The organism is Nocardia sp. NPDC057668 (assembly GCF_042799795.1).
Classification (GTDB): Bacteria; Actinomycetota; Actinomycetes; order Mycobacteriales; family Mycobacteriaceae; genus Nocardia.
In genome coordinates, this window is sequence record NZ_JBHVIC010000001.1 from 2,482,816 (window position 1) to 2,508,987 (window position 26,172).

General features: G+C 69.5%; 26 protein-coding genes and 2 tRNA genes. 17 read left to right on the top strand and 11 right to left on the bottom strand.

Annotated features, from left to right (window positions below):
- Positions 1-54: 54 nt before the first annotated feature.
- Positions 55-534: an NUDIX domain-containing protein gene (locus ACFVBH_RS11370; RefSeq protein ID WP_354986521.1), complete on the bottom strand. Its 480-nt coding sequence runs from the start codon at positions 532-534 to the stop codon at positions 55-57.
- Between the two features lie 214 nt (positions 535-748).
- On the opposite strand from ACFVBH_RS11370, the gene ACFVBH_RS11375 reads away from it, so the two are divergent.
- Complete coding sequence (locus tag ACFVBH_RS11375; protein ID WP_379001257.1) at positions 749-1,564, top strand: hypothetical protein; 816 nt, start codon at positions 749-751, stop codon at positions 1,562-1,564.
- A gap of 42 nt (positions 1,565-1,606) precedes the next feature.
- Here the strand turns inward: ACFVBH_RS11375 and ACFVBH_RS11380 are convergent, their stop codons facing one another.
- Positions 1,607-2,827, bottom strand: coding sequence for a GAF domain-containing protein (locus ACFVBH_RS11380; protein ID WP_379001258.1), 1,221 nt, complete (start codon positions 2,825-2,827; stop codon positions 1,607-1,609).
- Between the two features lie 107 nt (positions 2,828-2,934).
- Between ACFVBH_RS11380 and pflB the strand changes: the two genes are divergently transcribed.
- The 3 genes from pflB (at position 2,935) to ACFVBH_RS11395 (ending at position 6,723) form a co-directional block, all read left to right on the top strand.
- On the top strand, positions 2,935-5,187 hold the full coding sequence (pflB, locus tag ACFVBH_RS11385; RefSeq protein WP_379001259.1) for a formate C-acetyltransferase: 2,253 nt from the start codon (positions 2,935-2,937) through the stop codon (positions 5,185-5,187).
- Positions 5,187-5,933 carry a pyruvate formate-lyase-activating protein gene (gene pflA / locus ACFVBH_RS11390; RefSeq protein ID WP_379001260.1) on the top strand — a complete coding sequence of 249 codons (747 nt, stop codon included), beginning with the start codon at positions 5,187-5,189 and terminating at the stop codon, positions 5,931-5,933. The genes pflB and pflA overlap by 1 nt, the downstream gene beginning before the upstream one ends.
- Before the next feature lie 121 nt (positions 5,934-6,054).
- On the top strand, positions 6,055-6,723 hold the full coding sequence (locus tag ACFVBH_RS11395; protein ID WP_354986526.1) for a response regulator transcription factor: 669 nt from the start codon (positions 6,055-6,057) through the stop codon (positions 6,721-6,723).
- Between the two features lie 173 nt (positions 6,724-6,896).
- On the opposite strand, the gene ACFVBH_RS11400 is transcribed toward ACFVBH_RS11395, so the two are convergent.
- Both ACFVBH_RS11400 and ACFVBH_RS11405 read right to left on the bottom strand, forming a co-directional pair.
- Positions 6,897-6,973: transfer RNA gene (locus tag ACFVBH_RS11400), tRNA-Pro, on the bottom strand.
- 47 nt (positions 6,974-7,020) lie between these two features.
- Positions 7,021-7,091: transfer RNA gene (locus ACFVBH_RS11405), tRNA-Gly, on the bottom strand.
- Between the two features lie 399 nt (positions 7,092-7,490).
- Here ACFVBH_RS11405 and ACFVBH_RS11410 point away from each other — a divergent pair.
- The 4 genes from ACFVBH_RS11410 to ACFVBH_RS11425 all read left to right on the top strand — a co-directional run bounded on the left by ACFVBH_RS11410 (position 7,491) and on the right by ACFVBH_RS11425 (position 12,235).
- A complete protein-coding gene (locus ACFVBH_RS11410; protein ID WP_354986527.1) occupies positions 7,491-8,489 on the top strand; it encodes a GGDEF domain-containing protein in 999 nt (332 codons plus the stop codon).
- Between the two features lie 95 nt (positions 8,490-8,584).
- Entirely contained in the window at positions 8,585-9,385 is an 801-nt protein-coding gene (locus ACFVBH_RS11415) for a DUF1542 domain-containing protein (protein WP_379001705.1), read from the top strand.
- Positions 9,386-9,568: 183 nt separating this feature from the next.
- Entirely contained in the window at positions 9,569-10,906 is a 1,338-nt protein-coding gene (locus ACFVBH_RS11420) for a phosphatase PAP2 family protein (RefSeq protein ID WP_379001261.1), read from the top strand.
- 60 nt (positions 10,907-10,966) lie between these two features.
- The gene (locus ACFVBH_RS11425; protein WP_354986528.1) at positions 10,967-12,235 is read left to right on the top strand and encodes a glycosyltransferase 87 family protein; all 1,269 of its coding nucleotides are present in this window, start codon (positions 10,967-10,969) and stop codon (positions 12,233-12,235) included.
- A 6-nt stretch (positions 12,236-12,241) separates the two neighbouring features.
- Here ACFVBH_RS11425 and ACFVBH_RS11430 read toward each other — a convergent pair whose 3' ends face one another.
- Positions 12,242-12,673, bottom strand: coding sequence for a MarR family winged helix-turn-helix transcriptional regulator (locus ACFVBH_RS11430; protein WP_379001262.1), 432 nt, complete (start codon positions 12,671-12,673; stop codon positions 12,242-12,244).
- Positions 12,674-12,771: 98 nt separating this feature from the next.
- Between ACFVBH_RS11430 and ACFVBH_RS11435 the strand changes: the two genes are divergently transcribed.
- From ACFVBH_RS11435 to ACFVBH_RS11445, 3 genes are all read left to right on the top strand, one after another.
- Positions 12,772-13,146, top strand: a complete 375-nt coding sequence (locus ACFVBH_RS11435; protein WP_379001263.1) for a cupin domain-containing protein — start codon at positions 12,772-12,774, stop codon at positions 13,144-13,146.
- Between the two features lie 38 nt (positions 13,147-13,184).
- The gene (locus tag ACFVBH_RS11440) at positions 13,185-13,559 is read left to right on the top strand and encodes a cupin domain-containing protein (RefSeq protein ID WP_379001264.1); all 375 of its coding nucleotides are present in this window, start codon (positions 13,185-13,187) and stop codon (positions 13,557-13,559) included.
- Positions 13,560-13,635: 76 nt separating this feature from the next.
- Positions 13,636-14,994, top strand: a complete 1,359-nt coding sequence (locus ACFVBH_RS11445) for a 2OG-Fe(II) oxygenase (RefSeq protein WP_379001265.1) — start codon at positions 13,636-13,638, stop codon at positions 14,992-14,994.
- A 54-nt stretch (positions 14,995-15,048) separates the two neighbouring features.
- Here the strand turns inward: ACFVBH_RS11445 and ACFVBH_RS11450 are convergent, their stop codons facing one another.
- The gene (locus ACFVBH_RS11450) at positions 15,049-15,576 is read right to left on the bottom strand and encodes a hypothetical protein (protein ID WP_379001266.1); all 528 of its coding nucleotides are present in this window, start codon (positions 15,574-15,576) and stop codon (positions 15,049-15,051) included.
- Between the two features lie 226 nt (positions 15,577-15,802).
- Positions 15,803-16,237 (bottom strand): DUF420 domain-containing protein, encoded by a 435-nt coding sequence (locus ACFVBH_RS11455; protein WP_379001267.1) that lies wholly within the window; start codon positions 16,235-16,237, stop codon positions 15,803-15,805.
- Between the two features lie 259 nt (positions 16,238-16,496).
- On the opposite strand from ACFVBH_RS11455, the gene ACFVBH_RS11460 reads away from it, so the two are divergent.
- Positions 16,497-17,066 carry a TetR/AcrR family transcriptional regulator gene (locus tag ACFVBH_RS11460; RefSeq protein ID WP_379001268.1) on the top strand — a complete coding sequence of 190 codons (570 nt, stop codon included), beginning with the start codon at positions 16,497-16,499 and terminating at the stop codon, positions 17,064-17,066.
- Between the two features lie 121 nt (positions 17,067-17,187).
- On the opposite strand, the gene ACFVBH_RS11465 is transcribed toward ACFVBH_RS11460, so the two are convergent.
- The 3 genes from ACFVBH_RS11465 to ACFVBH_RS11475 all read right to left on the bottom strand — a co-directional run bounded on the left by ACFVBH_RS11465 (position 17,188) and on the right by ACFVBH_RS11475 (position 19,224).
- Complete coding sequence (locus tag ACFVBH_RS11465; RefSeq protein ID WP_354986536.1) at positions 17,188-17,367, bottom strand: hypothetical protein; 180 nt, start codon at positions 17,365-17,367, stop codon at positions 17,188-17,190.
- 428 nt (positions 17,368-17,795) lie between these two features.
- The gene (locus ACFVBH_RS11470; protein WP_379001269.1) at positions 17,796-18,608 is read right to left on the bottom strand and encodes an Fpg/Nei family DNA glycosylase; all 813 of its coding nucleotides are present in this window, start codon (positions 18,606-18,608) and stop codon (positions 17,796-17,798) included.
- 142 nt (positions 18,609-18,750) lie between these two features.
- Positions 18,751-19,224 carry a ribose-5-phosphate isomerase gene (locus tag ACFVBH_RS11475; protein WP_379001270.1) on the bottom strand — a complete coding sequence of 158 codons (474 nt, stop codon included), beginning with the start codon at positions 19,222-19,224 and terminating at the stop codon, positions 18,751-18,753.
- A 164-nt stretch (positions 19,225-19,388) separates the two neighbouring features.
- Between ACFVBH_RS11475 and ACFVBH_RS11480 the strand changes: the two genes are divergently transcribed.
- Positions 19,389-20,471, top strand: coding sequence for a M48 family metallopeptidase (locus ACFVBH_RS11480; RefSeq protein WP_379001271.1), 1,083 nt, complete (start codon positions 19,389-19,391; stop codon positions 20,469-20,471).
- A gap of 445 nt (positions 20,472-20,916) precedes the next feature.
- Positions 20,917-22,155: a M48 family metallopeptidase gene (locus ACFVBH_RS11485; protein WP_379001707.1), complete on the top strand. Its 1,239-nt coding sequence runs from the start codon at positions 20,917-20,919 to the stop codon at positions 22,153-22,155.
- A gap of 15 nt (positions 22,156-22,170) precedes the next feature.
- Here the strand turns inward: ACFVBH_RS11485 and ACFVBH_RS11490 are convergent, their stop codons facing one another.
- Positions 22,171-22,803, bottom strand: a complete 633-nt coding sequence (locus ACFVBH_RS11490; RefSeq protein ID WP_354986540.1) for a DsbA family protein — start codon at positions 22,801-22,803, stop codon at positions 22,171-22,173.
- A 168-nt stretch (positions 22,804-22,971) separates the two neighbouring features.
- Here ACFVBH_RS11490 and ACFVBH_RS11495 point away from each other — a divergent pair, with 168 nt between their 5' ends.
- The 3 genes from ACFVBH_RS11495 to ACFVBH_RS11505 all read left to right on the top strand — a co-directional run bounded on the left by ACFVBH_RS11495 (position 22,972) and on the right by ACFVBH_RS11505 (position 26,145).
- Positions 22,972-24,192 carry an NAD(P)/FAD-dependent oxidoreductase gene (locus ACFVBH_RS11495; protein WP_379001272.1) on the top strand — a complete coding sequence of 407 codons (1,221 nt, stop codon included), beginning with the start codon at positions 22,972-22,974 and terminating at the stop codon, positions 24,190-24,192.
- A 118-nt stretch (positions 24,193-24,310) separates the two neighbouring features.
- A complete protein-coding gene (locus ACFVBH_RS11500; protein ID WP_379001273.1) occupies positions 24,311-24,712 on the top strand; it encodes a YciI family protein in 402 nt (133 codons plus the stop codon).
- Positions 24,709-26,145 carry an RNA polymerase sigma factor gene (locus tag ACFVBH_RS11505; RefSeq protein WP_379001274.1) on the top strand — a complete coding sequence of 479 codons (1,437 nt, stop codon included), beginning with the start codon at positions 24,709-24,711 and terminating at the stop codon, positions 26,143-26,145. Before ACFVBH_RS11500 ends, ACFVBH_RS11505 begins: the two co-directional genes overlap by 4 nt.
- Positions 26,146-26,172 lie beyond the last annotated feature (27 nt).

The following is a 26,172-nucleotide window of genomic DNA, read 5'->3' on the forward strand; positions in this document are numbered from 1 at the left end:
CTGCGGCCCGGGCCTTTACGGCCCGGGCCGCACGGCGTGTGACAACCGGCGTGGTCAGCGCGCGGCGATCAGGGTGGTCAGGCGTTCCAGGAAAGGACGCTGCCCCGCACCGAGTTTGGGCAGCGCCAGATCCGGGGTGAACCATTCGGCGCGGTCGATCTCCGGGAACTGCTGCACGCGCCCGGAACGGGGCGGCCATTCCATGTCGAAAAGCCCCGGAACCACCAGGGCGGGATCGAGATCGGCTTCCACGGCCCAGATGGCGACCTGCTTGCGCCCGCGCCCGCTGCCGTACTCGACCTCGCCCAGCGGCAGCCAATCCCCCTCGGGCACGGGCAGACCCAGCTCCTCGGTGAACTCGCGCCGCGCGGCGAGCTGAGCGCCCTCCTCGGCGGGGTCGTACTCCCCCTTGGGAATCGACCACGCCGAGGCGTCCTTGCGCGCCCACAGCGGCCCGCCCATATGCCCGATCAGCACTTCCACCGCGGGCGCTCGCCGGAAGAGCAGGACCCCCGCGCTGTACCTGAGACTCATTCCGGCAGTCTGCCGCGTGCGCGCCACTCGCGCACATCGGGGTCGGGCGCAGTGGGCAATATTCCAGCAAATGGAATTTCCCGGTCAAAATTCGCAATTCACGCGATCTTGATCCAGTCGGTCATCACTCCGATGAAACCCCCTCCTGCGCTGGGATTTCCCATTAGGCTTCCGGATTTGTTCGGCCCTTACCTGATGACGGATTGGATACCGCATGGAATTCCGCAGCGTCACCGCGGCCGCCGCCCTGACCATCGGCGCATTGACCTCGGCAACCGGCGTGGCACACGCCGAGCCCGCCGACCCCGCGAGCATCGCCTACTCGGCCAAGCTCGTGGACAAGTCGGTCGTCACCAAGCTCGAGAGCGGCATGTTCGAACTCTCCAAAGCCCGCAGCGCCGATCTGGCCGCCGGGATCACCACCCGCCTCGTCGAGCGCGACGGCGCGCTGTTCGCCGCCGACGGCGCCGCGGTCGCCCCCGCCGACGCGGTGACCGTGGTCGACGTGAAGGACTCGCGGGGCGGCATTCTGCTGACCCTGCCGCTGGATTTCCGCGTGGGCGGCGTCGCCATCCCGGTCGCACCGCTGCTGGAGCAGCACAACACCGTGCTCACGCTCACCGCCGCCAAGCCCGCCGGGCTCGAGCTCGCCGGCCCGCTGACCGTGAAACCCGTTGCCTCGCAGCTGGAGAACGACCGCGCGCTGAACGCGTTCATCACTCAGTTCGGCCTGGCCACCACCATCGGCGGGTTCATCGGCACCGCGATCGGCGCCACCATCGGCTGCATCGCCACCCTGGTCGCGGGCTGCATTCCGGGCCTGACCACCGGCGCGGCGGCGGGTGGCATCATCGGCACGCTCGCGGTGGGCGGCCCGACCCTGATCGCCGCGGGCATCGACCTGCTCGCCACGATGAACGCGCCGAGCGACACCACCAAGTGGTCGGACCGCCGGCAGATCCCCGCGGCCGACCCGCAGCCCGCGGCCGAGCCCGCCGCCCAGCCCGGCGTTTCCACGCAGCCGAACTAGCCGGGGCACAGCGCTCGCCCCGGGCACCGGGGCGGCGCACCCTCAGCCGGGCAACGGCACGTGCCACAGGACGGTCGCGCCCCGGCCGTCCATCCCGGGCGACAGGTCGAGTTCTCCGCCGAGCGCCCGCGCGCGCTCGGCCATATTCCGTAATCCCCCGCGATGCTCGGTGTCGCCGAGGCCATTGTCGCCGAGGCCGATGCCATTGTCGGCGACCGAAATTCGCAAATCGCCCAATTCAACCGAAACGGCGATATCAACGCGCGTCGCGTGCGCGTGCCGGACGGTATTGGACAGCGCCTCGCGCAATACCGCCAGCGCCTGCCCGGCGATATCCCCGGGCACCCCGTCGATCGGCCCCGTCTGCTCCAGCGCGGGGGTGAAACCCAGGTGTGCTGCCGCCGAGGCTGCCAATTCCGCTATCTCCCCGCGCAATCCCGCGACACCGGGCGCCGGTGACCGGATCGAGAAGATGGTCGCCCGGATGTCCTGGATCGTCTCGTCCAGCGCCGCCACCACGCGCTCGAGTCGCTCCGTGACCTCCGGCGCCGGTTCGAGCCGGAGTGCGCCCTGCGCGGTGAGCCCCGCCGCGTAGATGCGCTGGATGACCGAATCATGCAGGTCCCTGGCGATCCGGTCCCGATCGCTCATCACCGCGATGGTGATCGAATCCTCGTGCCTGCGCACCGCGTCCCGCTGGACCTGTTCGTACATGCGCACATTCGCGATCTTCACCGCCGCGATCACCGCGAGCGCCTCGATGATCCGCTCGTCCTCGGCGGTGAACGCGCCCGTACGAGCACTGGCGAGATACAGGTCGCCCAGCACCCGGCCCCGGTAGCGCACCGGCACGCCGAGAAATCCCCGCATCACCGGATGCCCGGGCGGCCAGCCCTCGAACGCCGGGTGCACGGCGACATCGTCCAGCCGCACCGGGCGATCGCCGGCCAGCACCACCCCCAGCACCCCGCGCCCCCGGGGCCAGCCCGGCATGGCGGCCACGGTCGCCGCGTCCATTCCGACCTGAATGAATTCCGCCAGCGCGCGGTCGCCGGGGTCGCTCTCGGGGTCCAGCAGACCCAGGGCACCGAAGTCGGCGTTCACCAATCGGGTGGCCGCCGCTACCAATTGGCGCAGCACCACGGCCACGTCCAGGTCCGAGACCACGGCGTACACGGCTTCGACCAGATCGTGCAGGCGCTCGCGCGGCGCGGACAAACCGCGCAATTCATCCGGAACCCCACCCCACGGATCGGTCGGCATAACGAGAGGTTACTCACTGGCTACCTCGGGACATTTGTCTCTGTGCGGGAGTGTCGGACCGCAGCAGGCTGGAAACAGCACCGGACCGACCCGCGAAGGAGCCCGCAATGACCATGATCGAAAACGTGACCCGTCTCGGCGCCTGGGACGAGTTCCGGGGCATCCGGTGGCGCAACGAGATCGACGTGCGGGACTTCATCCAGCAGAATTACGCACCCTACGAAGGCGCGGACGGCTTCCTGTGCGGCCCGACCGACCGCACGCTGCGGCTGTGGGAAAAGCTCGGCGCCCTGTTTCCCGCCGAACGCGAGCGCGGCATCCTCGACGTCGACCAGCACACCCCCTCGACCATCACCGCGCACGCGCCCGGCTACATCGACGCCGGGGCCGAACTCATCGTCGGCCTGCAGACCGACGCGCCGCTCAAGCGCGCCATCATGCCCAACGGCGGCTACCGCATGCTGCGGTCGAGCCTGCGCGCCTACGGCGTCGAGGAGGATCCGCGGGTCGCGGAGATCTTCACGACGTACCGCAAGACACACAACGACGGTGTTTTCGACGCCTACACCGCCGACATCCGGGCGGCCCGCGGCGCGGGCATCATCACCGGCCTGCCGGACGCCTACGGGCGCGGGCGCATCATCGGCGACTACCGCCGGGTCGCGCTCTACGGCGTGGATCGGCTGATCGCCGCCAAGCGCGCCGATCACGCAGCCCTGGACGCCCGCTGGGCCGACGACGAAACCATCAGGCTGCGTGAGGAAGTCAGCGAGCAGATCCGCGCGCTGGACGAGCTGAAGCGCATGGCGGCCACCTACGGCTTCGACATCTCGCGGCCCGCCGCCACCGGCCGCGAGGCCATCCAGTGGCTGTACTTCGCCTACCTGGCCGCGGTGAAAGAGCAGAACGGCGCGGCGATGTCGCTGGGCCGCGTCGCCAACTTCCTCGACGTCTACCTCGAGCGCGACCTGGTCGCCGGGCTGATCACCGAGGAGTACGCCCAGGAGTTGATCGACGACTTCGTGATCAAGCTGCGCATCGTGCGTTTCCTGCGCACCCCCGAGTACGACGAGCTGTTCTCCGGCGACCCCACCTGGGTCACCGAATCGATCGGCGGACTCGGCGTGGACGGGCGACCGCTGGTGACGCGCACCAGCTTCCGGCTGCTGCAGACCCTCTACAACCTCGGCCCGGCCCCCGAACCCAATCTGACCGTGCTGTGGTCGCCGCGACTGCCCGAGGGCTTCAAGCGTTTCTGCGCACGGGTCTCCATCGACACCAGTTCGATCCAGTACGAATCCGACGAGCTGCTGCGCCAGGTCTCGGGCGACGACACGGCCATCGCCTGCTGCGTCTCGGCGACCGAGGTCGGCAAGCAGATGCAATTCTTCGGCGCGCGAGTCAATCTCGCCAAGACGCTGCTGTACGCCATCAACGGCGGGCGCGACGAGCGCACCGGCACGGTGGTCGCACGCGGTTTCACACCGATCACCTCGGACGTGCTCGACTACCACGAGGTCGATCTGGCGCTGGACGGGCTCATGGACTGGCTGGCCGGGACCTATGTGCACGCGCTCAACGTCATTCACTACATGCACGACAAATACGCCTACGAACGCATCGAGATGGCGCTGCACGACACCGACGTGCGCCGCACCATGGCCTGCGGCATCGCCGGGCTGGCGGTGGCTGCGGACGCGCTCTCGGCCATCCGGTTCGCGAAAGTCCATGTGCTGCGCGACGATACCGGGCTGGCGGTGGACTACCGCATCGAGGGTGAGTTCCCCGCGTACGGCAACAACGACGATCGGGTCGACGCCATGGCCGCCGAACTCGTACAGCGGTTCATGGCCAAGATTCGCGACTACCCGGCCTATCGCGGTGCCGAGCACACCCAATCGGTGCTCACCATCACCTCGAATGTGGTGTACGGCAAGAAGACCGGCAACACGCCCGACGGCCGGCGGGCGGGCGAGCCGTTCTCCCCGGGCGCGAACCCGATGAACGGCCGGGATCGGCACGGCATCGTGGCCTCGGCCATGTCCGTGGCCAAGCTGCCGTACGAGCACGCACGGGACGGCATTTCGCTCACCACCACCGTCACCCCGCAGGGCCTGGGCCGCACGGCCACCGAACGGGTCGGCAATCTCGTCGGCATCCTGGACGGGTACATCGCCACCCGGGGCTTCCACATGAACGTGAACGTCCTGGACAAAGACACCCTCACCGATGCCATGGAGCATCCGGAGAAGTACCCGCAGTTGACGATTCGCGTCTCGGGCTATGCCGTGAACTTCGTGCGCCTGACCCGCGAACAGCAACTCGACGTCATCAATCGCACCTTCCACGCGAGTCTGTGATGACCGCCGCCCTCGCGCCGGTCACCGGTTCGGTGCACTCCTGGGACATCTCCACGGGCGTGGACGGGCCGGGCACCCGGTTCGTCGCCTTCCTCAGCGGGTGCCCGCTGCGCTGCCTGTACTGCCAGAACCCCGATACCTGGGCGCGGGGCAACGGCATTCGGTGCGACGCGGACGACATGCTGGGCGAGGCCGCCAAATACGTGCCGTTCATCACCGCGAGCGGTGGCGGCGCGACCATCAGCGGCGGAGAGCCGTTGCAGCAACCCGGGTTCGCGAGCGCGCTGCTGCGCGGTTTCCGGGAACTCGGCCTGCACACGGCCCTGGACACCTCCGGGTTCCTCGGGCGCGCGGCCTCGGACGAACTGCTGGACGCCACCGATCTGGTGCTGCTGGACATCAAGGCCGGGCAGCCCGAGACCTATCGACGGCTCACCGGCCGTGATCTGGACCCGACACTGCGCTTCGCCGAGCGCCTCGCCGCCCGGGGCACACCGGTGTGGGTGCGCTACGTCCTGGTGCCGGGCATCACCGACGCGCCGGCGGAAGTCGAAACCGTCGCGCGTTTCGCGGCCGGGCTGGGCATCGTCGACCGCGTCGACGTCCTGCCCTTCCACACCCTGGGCAGCGCCAAATGGGCGGAGCTGGGCCGCAGGTTCGTACTCGCCGACACCCCGGCGCCCACGGCGGCGCAGGTCGAACGGGCGCGCATGACCTTTCGCGAACAGGGCCTGATCGCGTATTAGAGACCGCACCGGGCCAACAGCGTCCCGGTGCCGGAAAGGAACGCGGCGGGTGGCTGATGCGGATCGCCGCTCGCCGCGTCCGATCCCCGGCCAGAGCCCGGTGACCTGCGAGGATGACCGGGTGGACAGCTCAGGAAAGATCCGCGTCTTCCTGCTCGACGATCACGAGATCGTGCGGCGCGGGCTCCAGGATCTGCTCGAGGCCGAGGGCGACATCGCAGTCGCCGGGGAAGCCGGCGGCGCGGCCGAGGCGCTGCGCCGGATTCCCGCCGTGCGCCCCGACGTCGCGGTGCTGGACGTGCGCCTGGAGGACGGCGACGGCATCAGCGTCTGCCGCGACCTGCTCTCGGAGCTGCCGGACCTGAACGTGCTGATGCTGACCTCGTTCTCCGATGACGAGGCCCTGCTGGGCGCGGTGCTGGCCGGCGCCAAAGGCTATGTCCTCAAACAGCTTCGCGGACCGCAATTGGTCGACGCGATTCGCCGCGTGGCCGCCGGGGAAACCCTCATCGATCCGGACGTCGCGGCCGAACTCACGGCCCGCCCGGCCACTCCCGGCCCGCTGGCGACCGCCGACCTCACCGACCGCGAACGCCAGATCCTGGCCCTGATCGGGCAGGGGCTGAGCAACAAGCAGATAGCCGCCCAGGTGTTCCTCTCGGAGAAGACGATTCGCAACTACGTCTCGGCCCTGCTGGGCAAACTGGGCCTGGCCCGCCGCTCCCAAGCCGCGATCCTGGCCGAGCACCTGCGCCACGAACACGGCGACGATTGGGCCCACGACTCCTGACCACCCCGACGCGCCGGGCGCGACATGCCGAGCAGTCTGTCGAGATCCCTTGCACCAGCCGTGATCTCGAGCACACCGCAGGCCGGGAAAAACCCGCGGATCGCCCCCACCGAACGAATCCCCCGGGCGGGACACAACAGACTTCTGAAACCTGTTCCCAGAAGAGTGAAAGATGGTCGGGGTGACAGGATTTGAACCTGCGACCCTCCGCTCCCAAAGCGGATGCGCTACCAAGCTGCGCTACACCCCGTAACCCGTCCGGCCTCGTCGGCGGGACATCCCCGCGGACGGGAGAAGAGCGGGTGACGGGAATCGAACCCGCGCTATCAGCTTGGAAGGCTGAAGTTCTACCATTGAACTACACCCGCGTGCACACCCACCGGAACCGGTGCGGCTTGCGAGAGCACTGTACCGAACCTCACTCCGCATATGCCAATCGGGCCGCGTTCACCCAGGTCGCCCCCGCTCACGGACGGGCTGCGGCGAGTCGCGTCAGCGCGCCGAAAAAGTGTGTAACACCGGAGGCCCCCGAGCGATAACGCATCCGATCGCCATTCGCGAGGCAGCGGGAACCCGTTCTGAAACAGGGTATTTCGATGCCGGGTGGCTTGCTAGGATCCTTTTTGTCCGGACGCGGGGGTGTATCTGGAAAGGGGGCGGTGAGCATGCACCGAACATGCCGACCGCAAGGTAGACAGTTCGATCTGAGAGGTGTCACCGGCACGGCCGCTGGCTCCGACCTTATGCACGACGCAGGGTGAGCGCGCATGCCCATCCGAATCGACACTCGAACCACCATCGTTGTCACGGCCACCATCCGCGAGTGGGTGCGGGCGGTCCATCCGAACGGTGCGGGCGGCGGTCCCGAACTACCACCCGAGGACATGCACCGCATCTTCGGCCGCGTCATCGATGACCTCCTGGAACTGGCCGGGTCCGAACCGTTTCCGGTGCCCGCCGCCCGTGCCATCGGCCATCGCCTCGCCGAGTCGCCGTTCGACCGGACCCGCATGCTCGCGCCGGCCAGTCGCGCCCTGCTCGGGCTCGCGCCCGGGGAGCCCGGATCGCTCATCGCCACGCGCTGGCCGTTCATCGCCAGCCAGGCCATCGACAGCTATGCCGAGGCGCTGCAGCAGCGCGCGCTCGCCCAGCAGGAACGGAGCCTGACCGAAGCGGTATCGGTGCGGGTACAGGAGATCGCCGCGCTGCAGACCCGGCTGCGGCACGACGCGACCCACGACGCGCTCACCGATCTGGCCAATCGCTCGCTGCTCAAGGAGCGGGTGCGCATGATGTCCACCGATCCCTCGCGCGGGGTCGGGCTACTGCTGATCGATCTGGACGACTTCAAGCAGATCAACGACGGCTACGGGCATTCGGTGGGCGACGAGGTCCTGGTCGCCATCGCCCAGCGGCTGCGCGCGGCCTGCCCGCCCGAGACGGTCATCGCCCGGTACGGCGGCGACGAGTTCGTGGTCGCCCTGGCCGCGCGCCGCAACATACTGCCCGAACTGGCCGTCCGGGTGCTCGCGGCACTGTGCGAACCGGTGCTCACCGCGGCGGGCCCGGTGCCCGCCTCGGCCAGCGTCGGGTCGGCGTTCTGCCCGCCCGGGCGCGAGTGCGACTTCGCCGATCTGCTGCGCAGCGCGGATCGGGCCATGTACACCGCCAAGACGGCGGGCAAACGCCAGTTCGCCATGTCGGACCTCGACGAGGAGGTCGATTCAGAGAACCCGGGGGCACGTTTCGCGGCAGTGGCGGGCTGACCCCCGTCGATCGGCAATCGGCTTGAGCAACTTGTCAGTTATTGCTGCCGCGTAAGCTGATCATCGTGGCCACGGTTGTAGTACTACTCCTCGTCATGGTCGGCGTGCTGCTCGCGGTCCTGGTGGTCAATCGCGGGCAACGGTCCCGCGCGAGCACCAGGCTCGCCGACGCCAAGGCCGACGCCCGGCGGGTCATCGAACGCCTCGGCGGGCAGGTGTATCAGCTCACCGGATCGGACGCTCCCTCCCGGCAGGCCCTGGCCGACGCCGCCGAACGCTTCACCGCGGCGGGCTCGCAGATCGACCAGGCCGCCACGCCCGCCCAGGCCGGGCTCGCGAAGGAAACCGCCCTGGAAGGGCTCTACTACGTCCGCGCCGCGCGCACGGCCATGGGCATGGATCCCGGACCCGCCGTCCCCGAACTCGACGGGCAGCGCGCGGCGGGCCGGGTCAGCGAGGAGCGCGTCATCGATTACGACGGCCGCGAGATCGCGGCCTCGCCGAGCCCCTCGCCGCAGACGCCGAACTACTACCCCGGCGGGCGCGTGGCGGGCCGCCCGGTCCCCGCGGGCTGGTACTCCGAACCCTGGTGGCGCACGGCCCTGGTCGCGGGCGCCTGGGGCGTCGGATCGGCGCTGCTGTTCAGTTCCCTGTTCTCCGGCATGTCCGGGGTCGGATACGACTCGGCCGCCTTCGAATCCGGCTACGGCGACGGGTATCAGGACGGCCTGGACGCGGGCGCGGGCGACGGCGGCTACGACCCCGGCACCGCCGACGCCGGGTATGACCCCGGTTACGGCGATCAGGGCGGCTATATCGACCCCGGCTCCGATGGCGGCGGCGGATTCGGGGATTTCGGCGGGTTCGACGGCGGCGGGTTCGACGGCGGGTTCTAGGCCCCGAAGCTCCGGGCACAGACCGCCGGCCGGGCGTTCTACCGCCTGTCTCCACCGGCGGGGCGTCCCGGCCTCGCGCCACCACCCCGGCACGTCCTTCGGGACACGCTGATCATCCCGCTCGAGTTTCCCGGACGCTAACCGGAATTTGTGCCTCCGTTTCCCCTGTGTTAGGGATTGACGGTGCTGGTCGACCCTCAGGTGAACGCGGCCGGCGAGGTGTCGTCCGGCGAGAGAACGGATCCGCGGGTGATCCCGCTCGCCGCGCTGGGCGTGGCGGCGGTCCTGCTGGGCGGATCGCAATTCTGGGCCTCGACGCACGGGCACCTCGGTCCCCTGCTGAGCCTGGTCGCCGATTTCCTGGGCAATCCGCAGTCGGCGTTCGTGTCCTGGGCCGGCCTCGGGCTGGCGTGCGTGGGCGTGCCCGCCCGGCTGCGGGTCATCACCCTGGGCGCGGCCGCAGTCCTCGACGTGCTCACCCTCGGACTGCAACTGCTGTGCGGCTGGCACGTCTCGATCGGCACCGGGCCCACACTCGCCCTGACCGGTCTGGCGCTGACCGTCGCGCGCTGGCACGGTCCCCCGCGGCGAGCGGCCATGCGCGCCATCGCCTTCGGCGTGCTGCTGATCATGGCGTCCAAACTGGCCGACACCTGGCTGATGATCAGCATCGCCGCCGGCCCGGACGTCCTGGACCCGTATCTCCTGCTCGCCGATCACGCGCTGGGCGAACCGTCCTGGGTGGTCGGCGCGCTGCTCGAGGCCGGGGGCGCGATCCCGAAAGCCATCCTGCACGTCATCTACATCCAATTGCCCGTGGCGGCGATGGTGGTCGCGGTGTGGCAGCTGCGCGGGGTGACGACCGGCCCCTGGCCCCGGCACAATCTGCTGCGCACCTTCCTCGTGCTCGGCATGATCGGGCCGCTGATCTACGTGCTGTTCCCGGTCGTCGGCCCGGTGTTCGCCTACGGGCCCGAAGGCAACGGCCTGCAACTCGGCGACTGGCCGAACGTCCTGCCCACCTTGAACTTCATACCCGCGGCGCTGCCCTTCGACACCGAGACCGCGCGCAACTGCATGCCGTCCATGCACACCGCCTGGGCGCTGGCGCTGTTCATCCATTCGCGCGTCGGACCGCGATGGCTGCGCTGGGCGGGCGGACTCTGGCTGGTGGGCACGCTGCTCGCGACGCTGGGTTTCGGCTATCACTACGGCGTCGATCTGGTGGCGGGCGCGGTGCTGTGCCTGACCGTGGAGTCGGCGCTGCGTGATCCCGAGCGCGGGTGGAACCGGTATCGGGTCCGCGCGGTCGTGCTCGGAATCGCCGTATTCGCCGGGCTATTGCTGTCCTACCGATTCCTGGCGACCACCATGGCCGATCATCCCGTCCCGTCGGGACTGGTCGTCCTGGGCGTGCTGGGCGCGGTGGTGTTCACCTTCCACGCGACCTGGTTCGCCGCGCCGGAGGGTCGAGCGGCCCGGTGGGGCGGCCGCGCGGGACAACCGCTAGCCATCAATTAGCCACTTGCACAATGCAATCCGGACAACTTATGCGAATGCCGAAAGGTTAGTGTCGGCCGAATGATCACGATGCGCACGGGGCGGGGAAGCTTGCCGCGCACACCGAAGTCCGATGAACACAGCTACATTCCGCGCATCCCGATCGTGCTCGGTATCGTGCTCTCGATCTCCATCGTCGCGCTGGTCTCGGCGCTGCACGGATTCCTGGACCTGCAGGTCTATCAGGTCGCAACCCGAGCCTGGCTGCACCACAGCGAACTGTACGGTCCCATCCTGCCGGTCGCCGGGCACACCAATCTGCCGTTCACCTATCCGCCGTCCGCGGCCGTGCTCATGATCCCGCTCGCGCTCATGCCGTTGTGGCTGGCCGAATTCGCGGTGACGGCGAGCTCCCTGGGCAGTCTCGGGGTGACGATCTGGCTGGTGCTCTCGCGCATCCGGCCCGATCTCGACGCCCGCGCCAAGGCCACGATCAGCACGGCGGCCGTGGTGGCGCTGCTGGCGGTGGAGCCGGTCCGCACCACGCTGTGGTTCGGGCAGATCAATCTGATCCTCATGGCGGCGGTCGCGCTGGACACCCTCAGCGTGAAGCCGCGCTGGCCGCGCGGGGTGCTCATCGGCATCGCCGCGGTGACCAAGCTGACCCCGGCGGCCTTCGTGCTGTTCTTCCTGATTCGCGGTGACTTCAAGGCCGCGGGCCGGGCGGCGCTCACCGCGGCGGCCGTCGTGGGAGCGGGATTCGTGGTGTTCCCCAAGGAATCCCGCGCGTACTGGTTCCACGCCGTGAGCGACACCAATCGCATCGGGTCGCCGCACTACGTCGGCAATCAGTCGATCAAGGGCACGATCTTCCGGCTCGGGCTGCCGCACACGATCTCCACGGCCGTGTGGCTCGGGTTGGCGGTGGTGGTGACCTGCCTCGGCGCGGCGCTGATCCATCACCTGTTCGGCCTGGAGCGCCTGGCCGCGAGCGCGCCGGTGACCGTCTACTCGGTCGTCGCGCTGTTCGTGAACGCGGCGGTGCTGCTGCTGATCTCACCGGTGTCCTGGACGCACCACTGGGTGTGGGTGGGCCCGGCGCTGGTGGCCGCCGGAGCGTGGGCGAGCACGCGGCCGGGCCGCGTACCCATCGCCATGATCGCCGGGTTCGCGGCGCTGTTCCTGATCGGGCCCGGGCTGGTGCCGAACGGGGACGATCGCGAGCTGAGATGGGCGTGGTGGCAGCACATTCCGGGGGACGGCTACATCCTGGCCGGGGCGGCGCTGCTCGCGGCGGGCATGTACCTGCTGCTGGCCCGGCGTTCGGCGGCGGTCACCAGCCCCGGATAGGCCCGTTCACAGCGGGCGGAATCCGGGCTGGTCCGTGCTCGCGATCTCGCCCAGCACCGCCCGGACCGTCGCGACCTGATCCGCGCCCATGCGCGCGATCAGGTCGTTCTCGTATGCGGCGTGGAAGGCGCGCACGGTCTCCAGCAGATCGACGCCCCGCGCGGACAGGTGCAGGAGTTTGGCGCGCTTGTCGCCCGGGTCCGGGCGGCGCTCGACGTAGCCGTATCGCACCATCTCGTCCACGACCTTGGCCGCGCCCTGCGCCGTGATGCCCAGCCGCTCCCCCAGTTGGCTTGCGGTGAGCGCTTTCTCGTCCAGCGCGCGCATCACGTAGCCGTACGAGGCGCCCAGCATGCGATGCCCGCGCTCGGCCATGTGCGCGTGCAGGTCGGCCACGAAGCCCTGGTACGCCCGGCCGAGCAGAATGCCGAAATCCACCCTTGACTCCTCTCTCGCGAATATGTTCAACTCTAGTTGTTCAACTTCAGTTGAATACCTTGGTTGAACATCTTGCGTGAATGTTAGGAGACACCGCAATGCCGCTCATCAAGTCCGCCGACGCACCCACGTTCACCGGCCCCGGCATGACCGCCGTCGGCCTCGCCGCCCCGAGCCGGGGTTCCACCGAGAACAGCGTCTGGCGCTTCACCCTGGCGGCGGGCAACCCGGGCCACGAGCACTCGGTCTCGCGCGAGGAGATCTTCATCGCCCTCGCCGGCCGCGCCGAGATCACCCTCGACGGCGAGACGCGCGAAATGAACGCCGGTGACGCGCTGATCATCCCGGCGCACACGAACTTCCGGCTCGCCGTGCCCGGTGCGGAACCCTTCGAGGCCGTCGCGATCCTGCCCGTGGGCGCTTACGCGCAGGCGCCGGGCGGCGACCGTGTCGCCCCGCCCTGGGCCCAGTAGCCCCGAACACCGCTTCCCCAGACAACCGAGGAGACACCGTGCCACTCGTCACCGCCGACCAGGCTCCCCGCTTCGAGAACGACCACGCCACCTTCATCGGCCTGGCCGCCCCGAGCCGCGGCTCCACCGAGAACAGCGCCTGGCGGCTGTCCATCAAGCCCCGGACCGCCGCCCCCGCGCACTCCCTCGACCGCGAGGAGATCTTCATCGCCCTCTCCGGCTCCATGACGGTCACCATGAACGACGAAACCTTCACCGTCGCAGCCGGAGACGCCCTGATAGTCCCCGCCCACCAGCTGTTCGCGATGTCCAACCCGAACGGCGAGCCGTTCGAGGCCGTCGTCGTCCTCCCGGTCGGCGGACACGGCCTGATCCCCGGTCAGCCGCCGATCGTGGCCCCCTGGTTCCGCTGATTCTGGATTGTCGGCGGGCTCGGTAATACTGCTGGCCGAGGCGGCATTACGAGAATGCCGGGGCTGGGAGAACAGAATGACGGAGCAGACGCTCGCGACGATCGGGACATTGCTGGACGCGACGCGGACGACGGGCTCGTACGCCACCCGCCGCACCGCGCCGGCCGCCGATCTCGAACTCGAGGTCGAGGGGGTGGGCGTGCTGAGCTGGCCCGTATCGCCGGAACAGGCGCGGCAGTTGTGCTCGGTCGCGCGGCCGGCGCACTACGGATTGCGCGAGCAGACGCTGCTCGACACGAGCGTGCGCGATACCTGGCAGGTGCCGCGCGAACTCGTGCGCATCGACGAAAAGTGCTGGGGCACAGCGCTCGCGTCGATCTTGGACGACGTGCGCGCCGACCTCGGGTTGCCGGCGGACCGCACGCTGTCGGCCGAGCTGCATTCGATGCTGGTGTACGAGAAGGGGCAGTTCTTCCACCGGCACCAGGATTCGGAGAAGGCCGAGGGCATGATCGGCACGCTGGTGGTGACCCTGCCCTCGGAGTTCAGCGGCGGGGAGCTGGTGGTGGAGCATCGGGGAGAGCGGGTGAGCGATGCCGGCGCGCCGGGCGAGCTCGCCCTGGTCGCCTTCTACGCGGACTGCGATCACGAGGTGCTGCCGGTCACCGCGGGCTATCGAATCACGCTGACCTACAACCTGATCGCCGCCGCCGGCGGTAGCGACACGGGCGGCGGCGAGGTCGGCGCGCTGGCCGAACTGGTGCGCGCGTACTTCACCACCCCCGTTCCGATGCCGAAGTGGCGTCGCGGCGACGGCCCCGAGCACCAGCCGCCCACCCGCCTGGTCTACCTGCTCGAACACCAGTATTCACAGCGCGGCATCGGGTGGGATCAGCTCAAGGGGGTCGACGCGGCGCGGGCGGCCGCCCTCGTCGCGGCCGCCGAAAATAGCGGCTACCAGCCCACTTTGGCACTCGCCGAAGTGCGGGAGGCGAACGCGTGCGACTACCTCGAGGACGAGGAATGGATGTGCGGACGCCGGCGTCGATGGGAACTGGTCGAGAACACCTGGACCCTCGTCGAGGAGAACTGGGAGTCCATCGACGGCGAAGAGGACTACTACGGCGCCGATTTCGATCACGGGAATGACCGGCCCGCCGACCATCCGGAGTACCTGGCCGAGGTCGTGCTCGGCGATTCCTACGGTCCGACCATCACGCTGAAGTGGTGGATGGATCGCGCCGGCGCGACCACGACGTCGGAGGGGCAGTACGTCCACGACGACGAACTCTGTCCCGGGACAACGGGTTCCCCGCTGGAACCCTTCGGATACCGGCTCACCGGCTACATGGGCAACGAGGGCAACACCGTGGATCGCTGGTACCGCAGGGCCGCCATCGTCGTGCATTCCGCCGCGACGTCGGCGAGCCGATAACGCACGGTGCGCGAAGGCCGGCGGGAACCGGTAGCGGTTCCCGCCGACACCCGACTACTTCGCGGAACCGCTTGTCAGAGCACCGAACAGGCCCGAGAGCACACTCATTCCGAGACCGCTCGGCAGACCGTTGCGGGAACCGGAGTTGAAGCCGGCGGCCGAACCTGTCAGGTAGCCCTTGCCCGGCCCCTCGGTCGAGCCGGTCAGGGCATCCGGTCCGTTGTTGCCGAGCTCGGTGAGCGCGCAATTGGCAGCTCCGCCACCGGAACCCGCGGCCAGGCCGTTGAGGATCCCGTTGGTCGCACCGGCGGCGGAGCCGGCCTGGGGTCCGGCCGAGGATCCGCCGAGGAATCCGATCGCGGAGCCGGTGACGGATCCGGTCGCGCCGGACTTGGCCGAGCCGGTCAGGAAGGCTTCCGGGCAGGCCGCACCCGGTGCCACACCCGGGGATTCGACGGATTCGGCGGGGTCGACCGCGGTAACGCTCGCGTCCTCCACGGTGAGTGGCACGGCGGCGGCGGTGCCACCTCCCATGACGAGTGCGATGCCGATGAATCCGGTGGCCAGAATGGTATTTCGCATGAATAGCTGCTCTCGTGTGATCCCGTCGGCGGATGAGGCGAGGTCTGCGGCAACCCGCCCTCCACCGCTGCACCCTCCGCCCGAATCACACTGCGATGCAGGCACTTCGAGCAGCGGGGTCACCCAGTCGACCCCCGGCGCATTGCCCGAAGATTACCTGGACGCGCGACCAATTTAGCCCGCCCGCAACCACTTCGCAGGTAGAACGCAAAGATCACCCTGGTTTTTAGTCCACGAAGGCGAGTCCGTAGAAGATCCAACTGGTGACCGCGGTGAGGGTCATACCGATGGCCGCGATCGGCGCCCAGCGCCGGTGCCAGCGGCTATGGGCGCCCGGGCTCGGGGGTGACCCGAAATTGCGTGCGGCACGGACGATCACTATCAACCAGAGGACGACCGAGAAGACGGCGCAGGCCAGGTGGACGGCGAGGGCGGTCCACACGATGACGGAGGCGTCGCCGCCCACCACCCCGGCGGCACGGGACTGCCAGCCGTTGAAGCGCACGTCGAGCTCGAACAGCACTACCGCGAGCAACAGGCCCGCCGTGAGCACGATCTGAATTACTTTGTGCAGACCGAATTTTCGATTCACCCTGACCCGATAGACGCTCCACGCCAGGACGGCCACCACGAGCGCCATCACCAACACCATGACGTCCATCGCCCACGACGCACGGGTGCCGAGAAGCCGTCGACTCCGGGGAACTGATTCATTGCCGGTACCTCATAACCTGTCTGCCGATCTTTTACCGACACCGCGTCGGTAAGATCCGCGAGGCAGGACTGTAGCAGCGCGCGCACCGGCTCCGTCAACTCGCCGCACGTCCGCCCCGAACGGAGGCACCGTCCACCCCGCCGGCCGCTCGATGGGACACTGTCCAGGCTGATCAGTACGAATCCGTCCGGGAGGAACCGCCGCAGTGCCGAAGATTCAGGCCGCCACCCTCGCCGAACATCGCGCGACGCAGCGGAACGCTCTCCTGGACGCGGCCCGCACCATGCTGACGGCGGGACAGGTCCCCACCCTCGCCGATGTCGCCGCCCGCACCGGGCTGGCCCGCCCGAGCGTCTACCAGTACTTCCGCTCCCGCCACGACCTGCTGGTCGCCGTCATGGAAGACGTACTACCCCGCTGGACGACACGGATCGCCGAGCAGATGAGCCGGGCCCCGGATCCGGCGAGCCGGGTAATCGCCTATGTCGCAGCCAATATCGAGCTGACCCGGGAGGGCGAGCACGCCGTGACGCGCGCCCTCGCGACCGCTCTGCCGAGCGAGGAACTGACCGCCCGCGCCCGCGTCCTGCACGATCGGCTCAAAACCCCGCTCGTCACGGCTCTCGAGGAACTCGGTGACGCCGATCCGGGCCTGACCGCCGAACTGATCAACGCTATCGTGCATTCCGCGAGCAGACTCGTCGATACCGGCGCCGACCCGGCCACCATCCTGGCCCGTGTGGAAGACCTACTCGACCCCTACCTGCGTGGGTGACCGACGTCCGGTTCAGCGGATGCGGCGATGAGATTCGGTGCTCGGTACAGCTCGGCGCACACAGCTCGATCGAACGGCCGGCCCCCGATGGCCCGAGCCGGATGGGAATCAGTTCAGTTGTTCAGAGGCACCAGAACAGATCAGCGGATCCCGGCAGCGGGATCGTGAAACAAATGCCGACCGACCCGTCCACCGGTGCGGCCTCCGGCGTACTCGCGGACGCCACCGCCGCTCCCGCGACACCGAGTGAGAACGCGACCACGGTCGCGGCCACCGCGCCGGCAATCCTTCGTGCGATCATTTCCATCAACTCCTTGGCACAGATTTCCAGGAGAAAACTCCTATCTCTAACGATAGCTAGAAATTCTCTGGTTCGTAACCGCCGACCGCGATCCCGAACAGCGGCGGGCACTCGCCAGGGCTGTCTCGGGACCATTGGCCTGCACAATTCGCGCGATTCCGTAGCGCGGAATGCCGATCTCCGCGCGCTGCTGTCGAAGAATTGCTCGACTCGGACTGATCAAAAGCACAGGTCCGGGTCCAGGCGCTCCGATCTCAGCCCGCTTCCGGATCGAGGTAGCCCGTACGGCGTTCGGCGCGCACCGGCCACAGCGGAGCACCCGTAGATCTCAGGCCGAGTCCCGTGCGATGGCTATCGCCCGGCTACGTGAATTGATGCCAACTCGGCCGAACCGGCTCAATGATCCGGGCTGGCGGCCCGCGGTGCGGTCACCGAGGCTGGCAGGTGGGACACCAGAAGAGGTTTCGCCCCTCCATGACCGAGTGCAGGACCGTGCTGCCGCACAGGCGGCAGGGCTCGCCGGCGCGGCGGTACACGTACGTGCGCGGCCGGTCGGGAGCGTAGGAGGGTGCGCCGTTGTCGTGTTCGGGGCGCACCACGTGCATGAACCCGCGGCGGACGCCGACTTTCATCAGCTCGACCAGGTCCTGCCACAGCGCGTCCCATTCGGTGCGGGACAGCGACTTGCCGGGGCGATGCGGTGAGATGTTGTGCCGGAAAAGGACTTCCGCGCGGTACACGTTGCCGACCCCGGCCAGGACCTTCTGGTCCATCAGCAGCGAGCCGATCGGGCGGGCGGAGCGGCTGATGCGGGCCCACGCGCGGTCCGGGTCGGCGTCACCGCGCAGCGGATCGGGGCCGAGGCGCGCGGTGAGTGCGTCGACCTCGGGGTCCAGCAGGATCTCGCAGGTGTTGGGGCCGCGCAGGTCTATTCCGTACGGCTCGGTCCCGCGCCCGTCGCCGAACATGCGCATGCGGACCTCGCCGACGGGAGCGCCCATCGGGACCGCGGATTCGTAGAATTTGCCGTACAGCCCCAGGTGCACGTGCACGACCAGGCCCGAATCGTAGTGGTGCAGCAGGTGTTTGCCCCAGGCGTCGGCGCGCTCGAGGACGTGGCCGTCGAGCCGCGCGGCCTCGGCCGCGAACCGCCCCTGCGGGCTGGACACGCGCACGACCCCGCCGGCCAGACGCTTGTCGTGCAGCTCGGCCAGGCGATGCAGGGTGTGGCCCTCGGGCACGATGCGACCCTCTCTGACGGATGTCCGCGTCACCGGGGAGCGTCGCGGACAGGCGGCTCAGCCCGAACGCGTGCCCCGGAACGACGGTGCCGCCGCGAACGAGGAGTTCGCGACGGCGCGGGCGGCTACCGGGCGGAGCGGATCAGTACGCCGGAACCTCGGGCGCGACACCGGTCTTCTCGTAGTCGGCCAGGATGTCGATGCGGCGCTGGTGCCGGGCCTCGTCGGACCATTCGGCGGTCAGGAAGGCGTCGACGATGGCCAGCGCCTCCTCGGTGCTGTGCATGCGGCCGCCGACGCCGATCAGCTGGGCGTTGTTGTGCTGGCGCGCGAGCTGGGCGGTCTCCACGCTCCAGGCCAGGGCACAGCGCGCGCCGGGCACCTTGTTCGCGGCGATCTGCTCGCCGTTGCCCGAACCACCGAAGACCAGGCCCAGGCTGCCCGGATCGGCGACGGTGCGGCGGGCGGCCTCGATGCAGAAGGCCGGGTAGTCGTCGACGGCGTCGTATTCCAGAGCGCCGCAGTCGGTGACCTCGTGGCCCTGTCCTTCGAGGTGAGCCTTGACGATGTTCTTCAGTTCGAAGCCGGCGTGATCGGCACCCAGGTATACGCGCATGGCCGCAATTCTGTCAGGCCGCGCACACCCGGTTCACCGGGGTGTCGAACCCATTAACGCCGACTGATCGAAACCCCGAATAACAGGGTGCGCACGTACCCCGCGGCACCCCTCGCCGAGGGCGCGCGCCCCCCGTTACCAGGCCCTCGAATCGAAGGTGCGCCATGCGCTATGACGAACACGAAACCGACTCCCCCGCATCGGCGGCCGTCGCCGGATCGGCGCCCGGCGCGAGTCGCACCGCCGAGCGCGCGGCGTGGAACCCGGTGACCGGGCTCAGCGGCTGGGATCCGAGCACCGGTCCGCCCGGCTGGGGTCCGGCGGAGCGGGACGAGACCCGGCCGCAACGCATTCCGCCCGCGCTGCCGCGGGATCCGCAGGTGCGGGATCTGTCGCCGTTCGGCAGGCCCGCCCGGCACAGCTGGGAGATCCCGTTGCTGGTGATCGTGGTGCTGCTGACCGTGGTGGCCTATCCGTTCTCGCTGTACGCGGTGGTCAAGGGCACCGACAACGTGTATCTGGGATTGCTGGCGTTCGCGCCGATCCTGATCTGGTTCGTGCGCGGCTCGCAGTGGGCGCAGGCGCGGGTGTACGGGGTGAAGATGTCGCCCACGCAGTTCCCGGAGGCCCATCGCATGGTCGCCGAGGCCGCCGCGCGCTTCGGCATGAAGAAGCCGCCGGACGCCTACGTGATCATGGGCAACGGGCAGCTCAACGCCTTCGCGGCCGGGCACGGCTTCCGCAAGTACGTGGCCGTGTACAGCGACCTGTTCGAAATCGGCGGGCGCGCACGGCAACCCGAGGCGCTGGCCTTCGTCATCGGCCACGAGGTCGGCCATATCGCCGCCGGGCACACCTCCTACTGGCGGCAGCTGGGCACCATTCTCATGCAATTCATTCCCTTCCTCGGACCCGCGTTGAGTCGCTCACAGGAATACACCGCCGACAATCACGGATACAGCTACAGCTACACCGGCGCCGCACCCACCATGACGACCTTCGCCGGCGGCAAATACCTCAATGTTCTGGTCGGTTTCGATGAAATGGCCGATCGCGCATTCACCGAAACCGGATTCTTCGTCTGGCTCACCAATGCCCAGGCCAGCCACCCGGTCCACACCTGGCGCATGTGGGCGCTGCGCGATCGCAGCCGTCACGGAAAACTCTTCCTGCGCCCCAGCCCGCCGCGTTCGGTCCCGGTTCCGCCCGCCGCGCAATGGCCGAAGCAACCCGAGCTCGCCCGATAACGCGCGGACGGTCCGGCCGACGCCCGGGCCGCCATTCCGGCCCGGTGTGCCGGCCGCTCGAATCCGCCCGGCGGGCGCGTCAATCCGCCGGGCGGTAGCGCCATTGGCACAACTGAATAGAGTTCATCTCATGACGTCCGACGATCAGTCGCAGCCGCCGAACGCAGCACCGGGGCCGACACCTGCCGAGGGCTCCGTGGGGGGACCCGAGAACGACACCGCGAAACCGGAACCGCCCGTCACCATGGACAAGGCGGACGAGCCGGTCAAGGCTCCGCAGCCCGCCCGGCCTCCGGGGCAGCGGTATCCGGAGCTGCCGCCGCCGGTCGCGCACCGCGAATCCCCGCCCGCCACCGGCGGTCCCGCGCACCCGCCGACCGGAGGTCACCCGATTCCGCCGCCGGTCGCCGGGCATCCCGCGCACCCGCCGACCGGCAGCCACCCGGTGTACCCGCCGACGGGTTCGTATCCCGCACAACCGGTCACCGGCGCCTATCCCGCCCAGCCGCCCGGCGGCCCCCACCCGAACCAGCCGCCCGCGGCCGGGCATCCCGGCTGGAATCCCGCCACCGGCCTGACCGGGTGGGATCCGCGCGTGGGCCCGCCCGGCTGGGCCCCGCAGGCCGGGTACACCCCGCCGCGCGTGCCGCCGAACGACGGTCGCTGGGGGCTTTCGCCTTTCGGCAATCCCGCGCGGCACAGCTGGGAGATCCCGCTGCTGGTCCTGGTCGTGCTGACCACCGCGTTGGCGTATCTGTTCGCACTGCTGATGTTCGTCTTCGGCGAGTGGAACCAGTACGTGCTGATCCTGGTGTTCGCGCCCGCGATCCTGTGGATCGGCCGCGGTATGAACTACGCGACCATGCGGGTCAACGGCGTGAAGATGTCGCCGACCCAGTTCCCCGAGGGCTATCGCCTGGTGCAGGAGGCCGCCGAGCGACTGGGCATGGCCAAGGCGCCGGACGCCTTCGTGGTGCTCGGCAACGGGCAGATCAACGCATTCGCCTCCGGGCACGGGTTCCGCCGCTACGTGGCGGTCTACAGCGATCTGTTCGAAGTCGGCGGCGCCGCACGGCAACCCGAGGCGCTGGCGTTCATCATCGGCCACGAGGTCGGGCACATCGCCGCGGGGCACGTCTCGTACTGGCGGCAGTTCGGCATGTTCCTGGTGCCGTTCCTGCCGTTCCTGGGCAACGCGCTGATCCGCTCCCAGGAGTACACGGCCGACAATCACGGGTACTGCTTCCGGCACGAGGGCGCGTCGGGCGCGATGCGCACGCTCGCGGCGGGCAAGTACCTCAACAGCATCACCGGCTTCGACGAGATGGCCGACCGGGCCGCGCAGGAGCGGGGCTTCTGGGTCTGGATCGTGAACGCGCTGTCCAGCCACCCGGTGCTGACCTGGCGCATGTGGGCGCTGCGGGATCGCAGCAGGCACGGCAAGCTGTTCCTGCGTCCCGATCCCCCGGCCCTGCCGGTCGCGCCCGGCGGCCCGCCGCCCGGACCGTACGGCGGCGGCTTCCCGGACACGCCGCGGCCGCTGGGCGGCGGTTTCACCGAACCCCCGCGCCCCGCGGGCGGCGGCTTCACCGAGCCCCCGCTCCCCTACGGCTCCTACCCGCCGTATCCGGGGACCGGATACGGCGAGCAGCCACCGAATTACCCACCGGGCCGCGGTAACTGAGCGGCCGCAGCGGGATCAGTCGAAGACGGGGTCTTCGTTCCGGGTGCGCTTGAGCTCGAAGAAGTGCGGGTAGGACGCCAGCGCGACCACACCGTCCCACACCGTGCCGGCGACCTCGCCGCGCGGAATGCGCGAGAGCACCGGGCCGAAGAACGCGACACCGTTCACGTGGATGGTGGGCGTGCCGACGTCCGGCCCGACCTTGTCCATGCCCGCGTGGTGGGACACCCGCAGCGCCTCGTCGTAGTCGCCGGACTCGGCGGCCGCGGCGAGCTCGGCGGGCAGGCCCACCTCGGCCAGCGCCTCGTCGATGATGATCGACAGGAAGTTCTCCCGCGTCTCGTACTCGGCGCGGCGGTCGTGGATACGGGTGCCGAGCGCGGTGTAGAAACCGGACAGCACCTTGTCGCCCTCGGCCTGCGCGGCGGCGATGGCCACCCGCACCGGGCCCCAGGCGGTCTTCATCAGTTCGGCGTAGTTCTCCGGCAGATCCCGGCCCTCGTTCAATACGGCCAGGCTCATGACGTGGAAGTTCACGTCGATGTCGCGGACCTGCTCGACCTCGAGGATCCAGCGGGAGGTGATCCAGCACCACGGGCACAGCGGGTCGAACCAGAAATCGACCCGGTCCTTCTTGGTGTCACTCACGGGGGTGTCTCCCTTTCGCATGCGGTCACAGCCGGCACGGCTGTCCGTGATGGGTAACAACACACAATCTTGCCGATATTTCCTCCGGCCGATACGCACCGCGCGATAGGGTCGGATGTCAACCTCGTCGTCGCGACCGCGGATGTGCGGCGCAGGGAGGTCACCCCCATGACCACGGCTCCCGGGTTCATCATCGCAGGCGGCGGACTCGCCGCCGCCAAGCTCGCACAGGCCTTGCGCGCCAACGATTTCGACGGCACCGTCACCCTGGTCTGCGGGGAGGAACGGCTGCCCTACGAGCGGCCCCCGCTGTCCAAGGACTGCCTGCTGGGCAAGAAGACGACCGCGGAGGCGGTGGTCGAGCCCGCGCAGTGGTATCGCGATCACCATGTCGAGGTGCTGCTCGGCACCACCGTCACCGGCATCGACCGGGCCACCAAGACCGTCGAACTGCCCGACGGCACGACGCTGCCCTACGACAAGCTGGCGCTGGCCACCGGGTCCCGCCCGCGCCGGCTGCCCGTTCCGGGCGCGGACGCGGACGGCGTGTACACGCTGCGCACCGCGCCCGACTCCGAGGCGCTGCTCGAAATGTTCGGCGCCGCCCGGCGATTGGTGGTGATCGGCGCGGGCTGGATCGGGCTCGAGGTCACCGCCGCGGCGCGCACGGCCGGGCTCGAGGTCACCGTCCTGGAGTCGCTGTCCACCCCGTTGCGCACCGTGCTCGGCACGGAGATGGGTGAGGTATTCGCCGCCCTGCATCGTGAGCACGGGGTGGATCTGCGCACCGACGTGCGGGTCGCGGAGATCACCACGGCGGCGGGGCGGGCGACCGGGGTGCGCCTGAGCGACGACACGATCGTCGAGGCCGACGCGGTGCTGATCGCGGTGGGCGCGCGGCCCAACATCGAACTCGCGGTGGACGCCGGGCTGGCCACCGCGGACGGCGTGCTGGTGGACGAGAGCCTGGCCACCAGCGACCCCGACATCGTGGCGGTGGGTGACATCGCCGATCAGCAGCATCCGGTGCTCGGGCGGCGAATTCGCGTGGAGCACTGGGCCAACGCGCTCAATCAGCCCGCGGTGGCGGCCGCGACCATGCTCGGCAGGCCCGCGGTCTACGACCGGCTGCCGTACTTCTTCACCGATCAGTACGACCTCGGCATGGAGTACACCGGGTACGTCGCGCGCAAGCAGGAGACCCGCGTCGTGGTGCGCGGTGACGTCGGCGCGCGCGAGTTCGTGGCGCTGTGGCTCGACTCCGGCAATCGGGTGCTCGCGGGCATGAACGTGAACGTGTGGGACGTGACCGACCGGATCAAGGAATTGATCCTGAGCGGTGCGCCCGCAGATCCGGACCGTCTCGCGGATACCGCCGTACCGCTCTGACCCGCCCCGCGGTGGCTACGCTCACAGGCACGCTCGCGAAGTACGTCGAAATCGCGGGCCCGGCTTCGACCTACCTGTGCGAGCGCCACCGCGGCGCCCGGCGAACACGGAGGACACCATGAAGTACATGCTGCTCAAGACCTACGGCCCCGCCGCGCACTGCCCCATCCCGATCGAGCAGTGGAGCATGGACGAGATCGCCGCCCACATCGATTTCCAGCGACTGCTGAGCGCGGAACTGGCCAGATCCGGTGAGCTGGTCGACGCCCGGGGCCTGGCCGGGCCGGACGAGGCGCGCATCGTCAGCTCGGACGGGCGGTCCGCGCCCATGGTCACCGACGGGCCGTTCGCCGAGACCAAGGAATTCCTGGCCGGGTACTGGATCGTCGATGTCGAGAGCCCCGAGCGCGCGGTGGAGATCGCGGCCCAGGCCTCGGCCGCCCCCGGTCCCGGCGGCAAGCCGATCGGCGAGTACATCGAGGTGCGGGCGATCATGAGCGCACCCGTCACCGACGCGTGACCCCGGCGCTCGATCGCGAGACCGAGGATCTGCTGCGCACACTCGCACCACAGGTCCTCGGGGTGCTGGTGCGGCGGTACGGGGACTTCGACGCGGCCGAGGACGCGGTGCAGGAGGCCATGCTCGCGGCGGCCACCCAGTGGCCGGGCGAGGGCAGGCCGGACAACCCGCGCGGCTGGCTCATCCAGGTCGGGCAGCGGCGGCTGGTGGACGCCATCCGTGCCGAGGTATCGCGGCGCACTCGCGAAACCGCCAGTGCGCTGGGCGAAGTGCAGCCCGCCGACCCCACGCCGGAGACGGATCAGGACGACACCCTCACCCTGTTCTTCCTCTGCTGCCACCCCGCGCTCTCCCCCGCCAGCGCCATCGCCCTCACCCTGCGAGCGGTCGGCGGGCTCACGACGGAGGAGATCGCCCGCGCGTTCCTGCTGCCCGAAGCCACCATGGCACAGCGCATTTCGCGTGCGAAGAAGCGATTGGCGGACGTCGACCGGCCCTTCGCCATGCCGGGGGACGAAGAGCGGGACGGCCGGCTTCCGGCGGCCGAGGCGGGCGGGCGGGCGGCCGCACGGGGAACAGCTCCGGTTCCGGCCGGCACGGGCGAGCAGTCGATCGCGCGGGCCGGGGATCCGCGCGGCACCGCGGGGCCGCTCGGATATCGCTCCGGGACAGCCGAATCGCCCCGGGAGCGGCCGGACGGGTATCCGGCGCAATGGCGGGAGCGACTGGGCGCGGTGTTGCGGGTGTTGTACCTGATCTTCACCGAGGGGCACTCCGCGGCCGGTTCGGAGCTGCGGCGCAATGACCTTGCGGTCGAGGCGATTCGGCTGGCGCGGGCGCTGCACCGGTTGCTGCCCGAGGATCACGAGGTCACCGGACTGCTGGCGCTGCTGCTGCTCACCGACGCACGGCGGGCGGCACGTTCGGGACCGCACGGCGAGCTCATTCCGCTCACCGAGCAGGACCGGAGTCTCTGGGATCGCACGATGATCATCGAGGGCGTGCGGCTGGCCTCGGCCTCGGTCGCGGGCGGGCTGCTCGGGCCGTATCGCATCCAGGCCGCCATCGCGGTGCTGCATGCACAGGCGCTGCGCCCGCAGGACACCGACTGGGATCGAATCCTGCTGCTGTACAACGCGCTCGAACGCGTCGCGCCCGGTCCCATGGTGACCCTCAACCGCGCGGTGGCCAATGCGATGGTGCACGGACCCGAGGCCGGCCTGGAACTGGCTGCCACCCTGGAGAAACCGCTCGCCGGCTCGCACCGCCTCGACGCGGTCCGCGGCCACCTGTACGAGATGACGGGCGACCACAGCGCCGCCATCACCGCCTATCTCTCCGCCGCCCGGCGAACGACCAGCCTCCCGGAACGGGACTATCTCACCCTACGCGCGGCCCACCTCCGCGAACTGAAATCATCTCCCGCGCAGTGAATTACGGCCGCTGCCGAGGAGACCGGC

Coding starts and splice junctions, on each gene's coding strand:
- ACFVBH_RS11370 (WP_354986521.1), bottom strand. CDS start 534: ATGAGTCTCAGGTACAGCGCGGGGGTCCTGCTCTTCCGGCGAGCGCCC.
- ACFVBH_RS11375 (WP_379001257.1), top strand. CDS start 749: ATGGAATTCCGCAGCGTCACCGCGGCCGCCGCCCTGACCATCGGCGCA.
- ACFVBH_RS11380 (WP_379001258.1), bottom strand. CDS start 2,827: ATGCCGACCGATCCGTGGGGTGGGGTTCCGGATGAATTGCGCGGTTTG.
- pflB (WP_379001259.1), top strand. CDS start 2,935: ATGACCATGATCGAAAACGTGACCCGTCTCGGCGCCTGGGACGAGTTC.
- pflA (WP_379001260.1), top strand. CDS start 5,187: ATGACCGCCGCCCTCGCGCCGGTCACCGGTTCGGTGCACTCCTGGGAC.
- ACFVBH_RS11410 (WP_354986527.1), top strand. CDS start 7,491: ATGCCCATCCGAATCGACACTCGAACCACCATCGTTGTCACGGCCACC.
- ACFVBH_RS11415 (WP_379001705.1), top strand. CDS start 8,585: ATGGTCGGCGTGCTGCTCGCGGTCCTGGTGGTCAATCGCGGGCAACGG.
- ACFVBH_RS11425 (WP_354986528.1), top strand. CDS start 10,967: ATGATCACGATGCGCACGGGGCGGGGAAGCTTGCCGCGCACACCGAAG.
- ACFVBH_RS11435 (WP_379001263.1), top strand. CDS start 12,772: ATGCCGCTCATCAAGTCCGCCGACGCACCCACGTTCACCGGCCCCGGC.
- ACFVBH_RS11445 (WP_379001265.1), top strand. CDS start 13,636: ATGACGGAGCAGACGCTCGCGACGATCGGGACATTGCTGGACGCGACG.
- ACFVBH_RS11450 (WP_379001266.1), bottom strand. CDS start 15,576: ATGCGAAATACCATTCTGGCCACCGGATTCATCGGCATCGCACTCGTC.
- ACFVBH_RS11455 (WP_379001267.1), bottom strand. CDS start 16,237: ATGGACGTCATGGTGTTGGTGATGGCGCTCGTGGTGGCCGTCCTGGCG.
- ACFVBH_RS11465 (WP_354986536.1), bottom strand. CDS start 17,367: ATGATCGCACGAAGGATTGCCGGCGCGGTGGCCGCGACCGTGGTCGCG.
- ACFVBH_RS11475 (WP_379001270.1), bottom strand. CDS start 19,224: ATGCGCGTATACCTGGGTGCCGATCACGCCGGCTTCGAACTGAAGAAC.
- ACFVBH_RS11480 (WP_379001271.1), top strand. CDS start 19,389: ATGCGCTATGACGAACACGAAACCGACTCCCCCGCATCGGCGGCCGTC.
- ACFVBH_RS11495 (WP_379001272.1), top strand. CDS start 22,972: ATGACCACGGCTCCCGGGTTCATCATCGCAGGCGGCGGACTCGCCGCC.
- ACFVBH_RS11500 (WP_379001273.1), top strand. CDS start 24,311: ATGAAGTACATGCTGCTCAAGACCTACGGCCCCGCCGCGCACTGCCCC.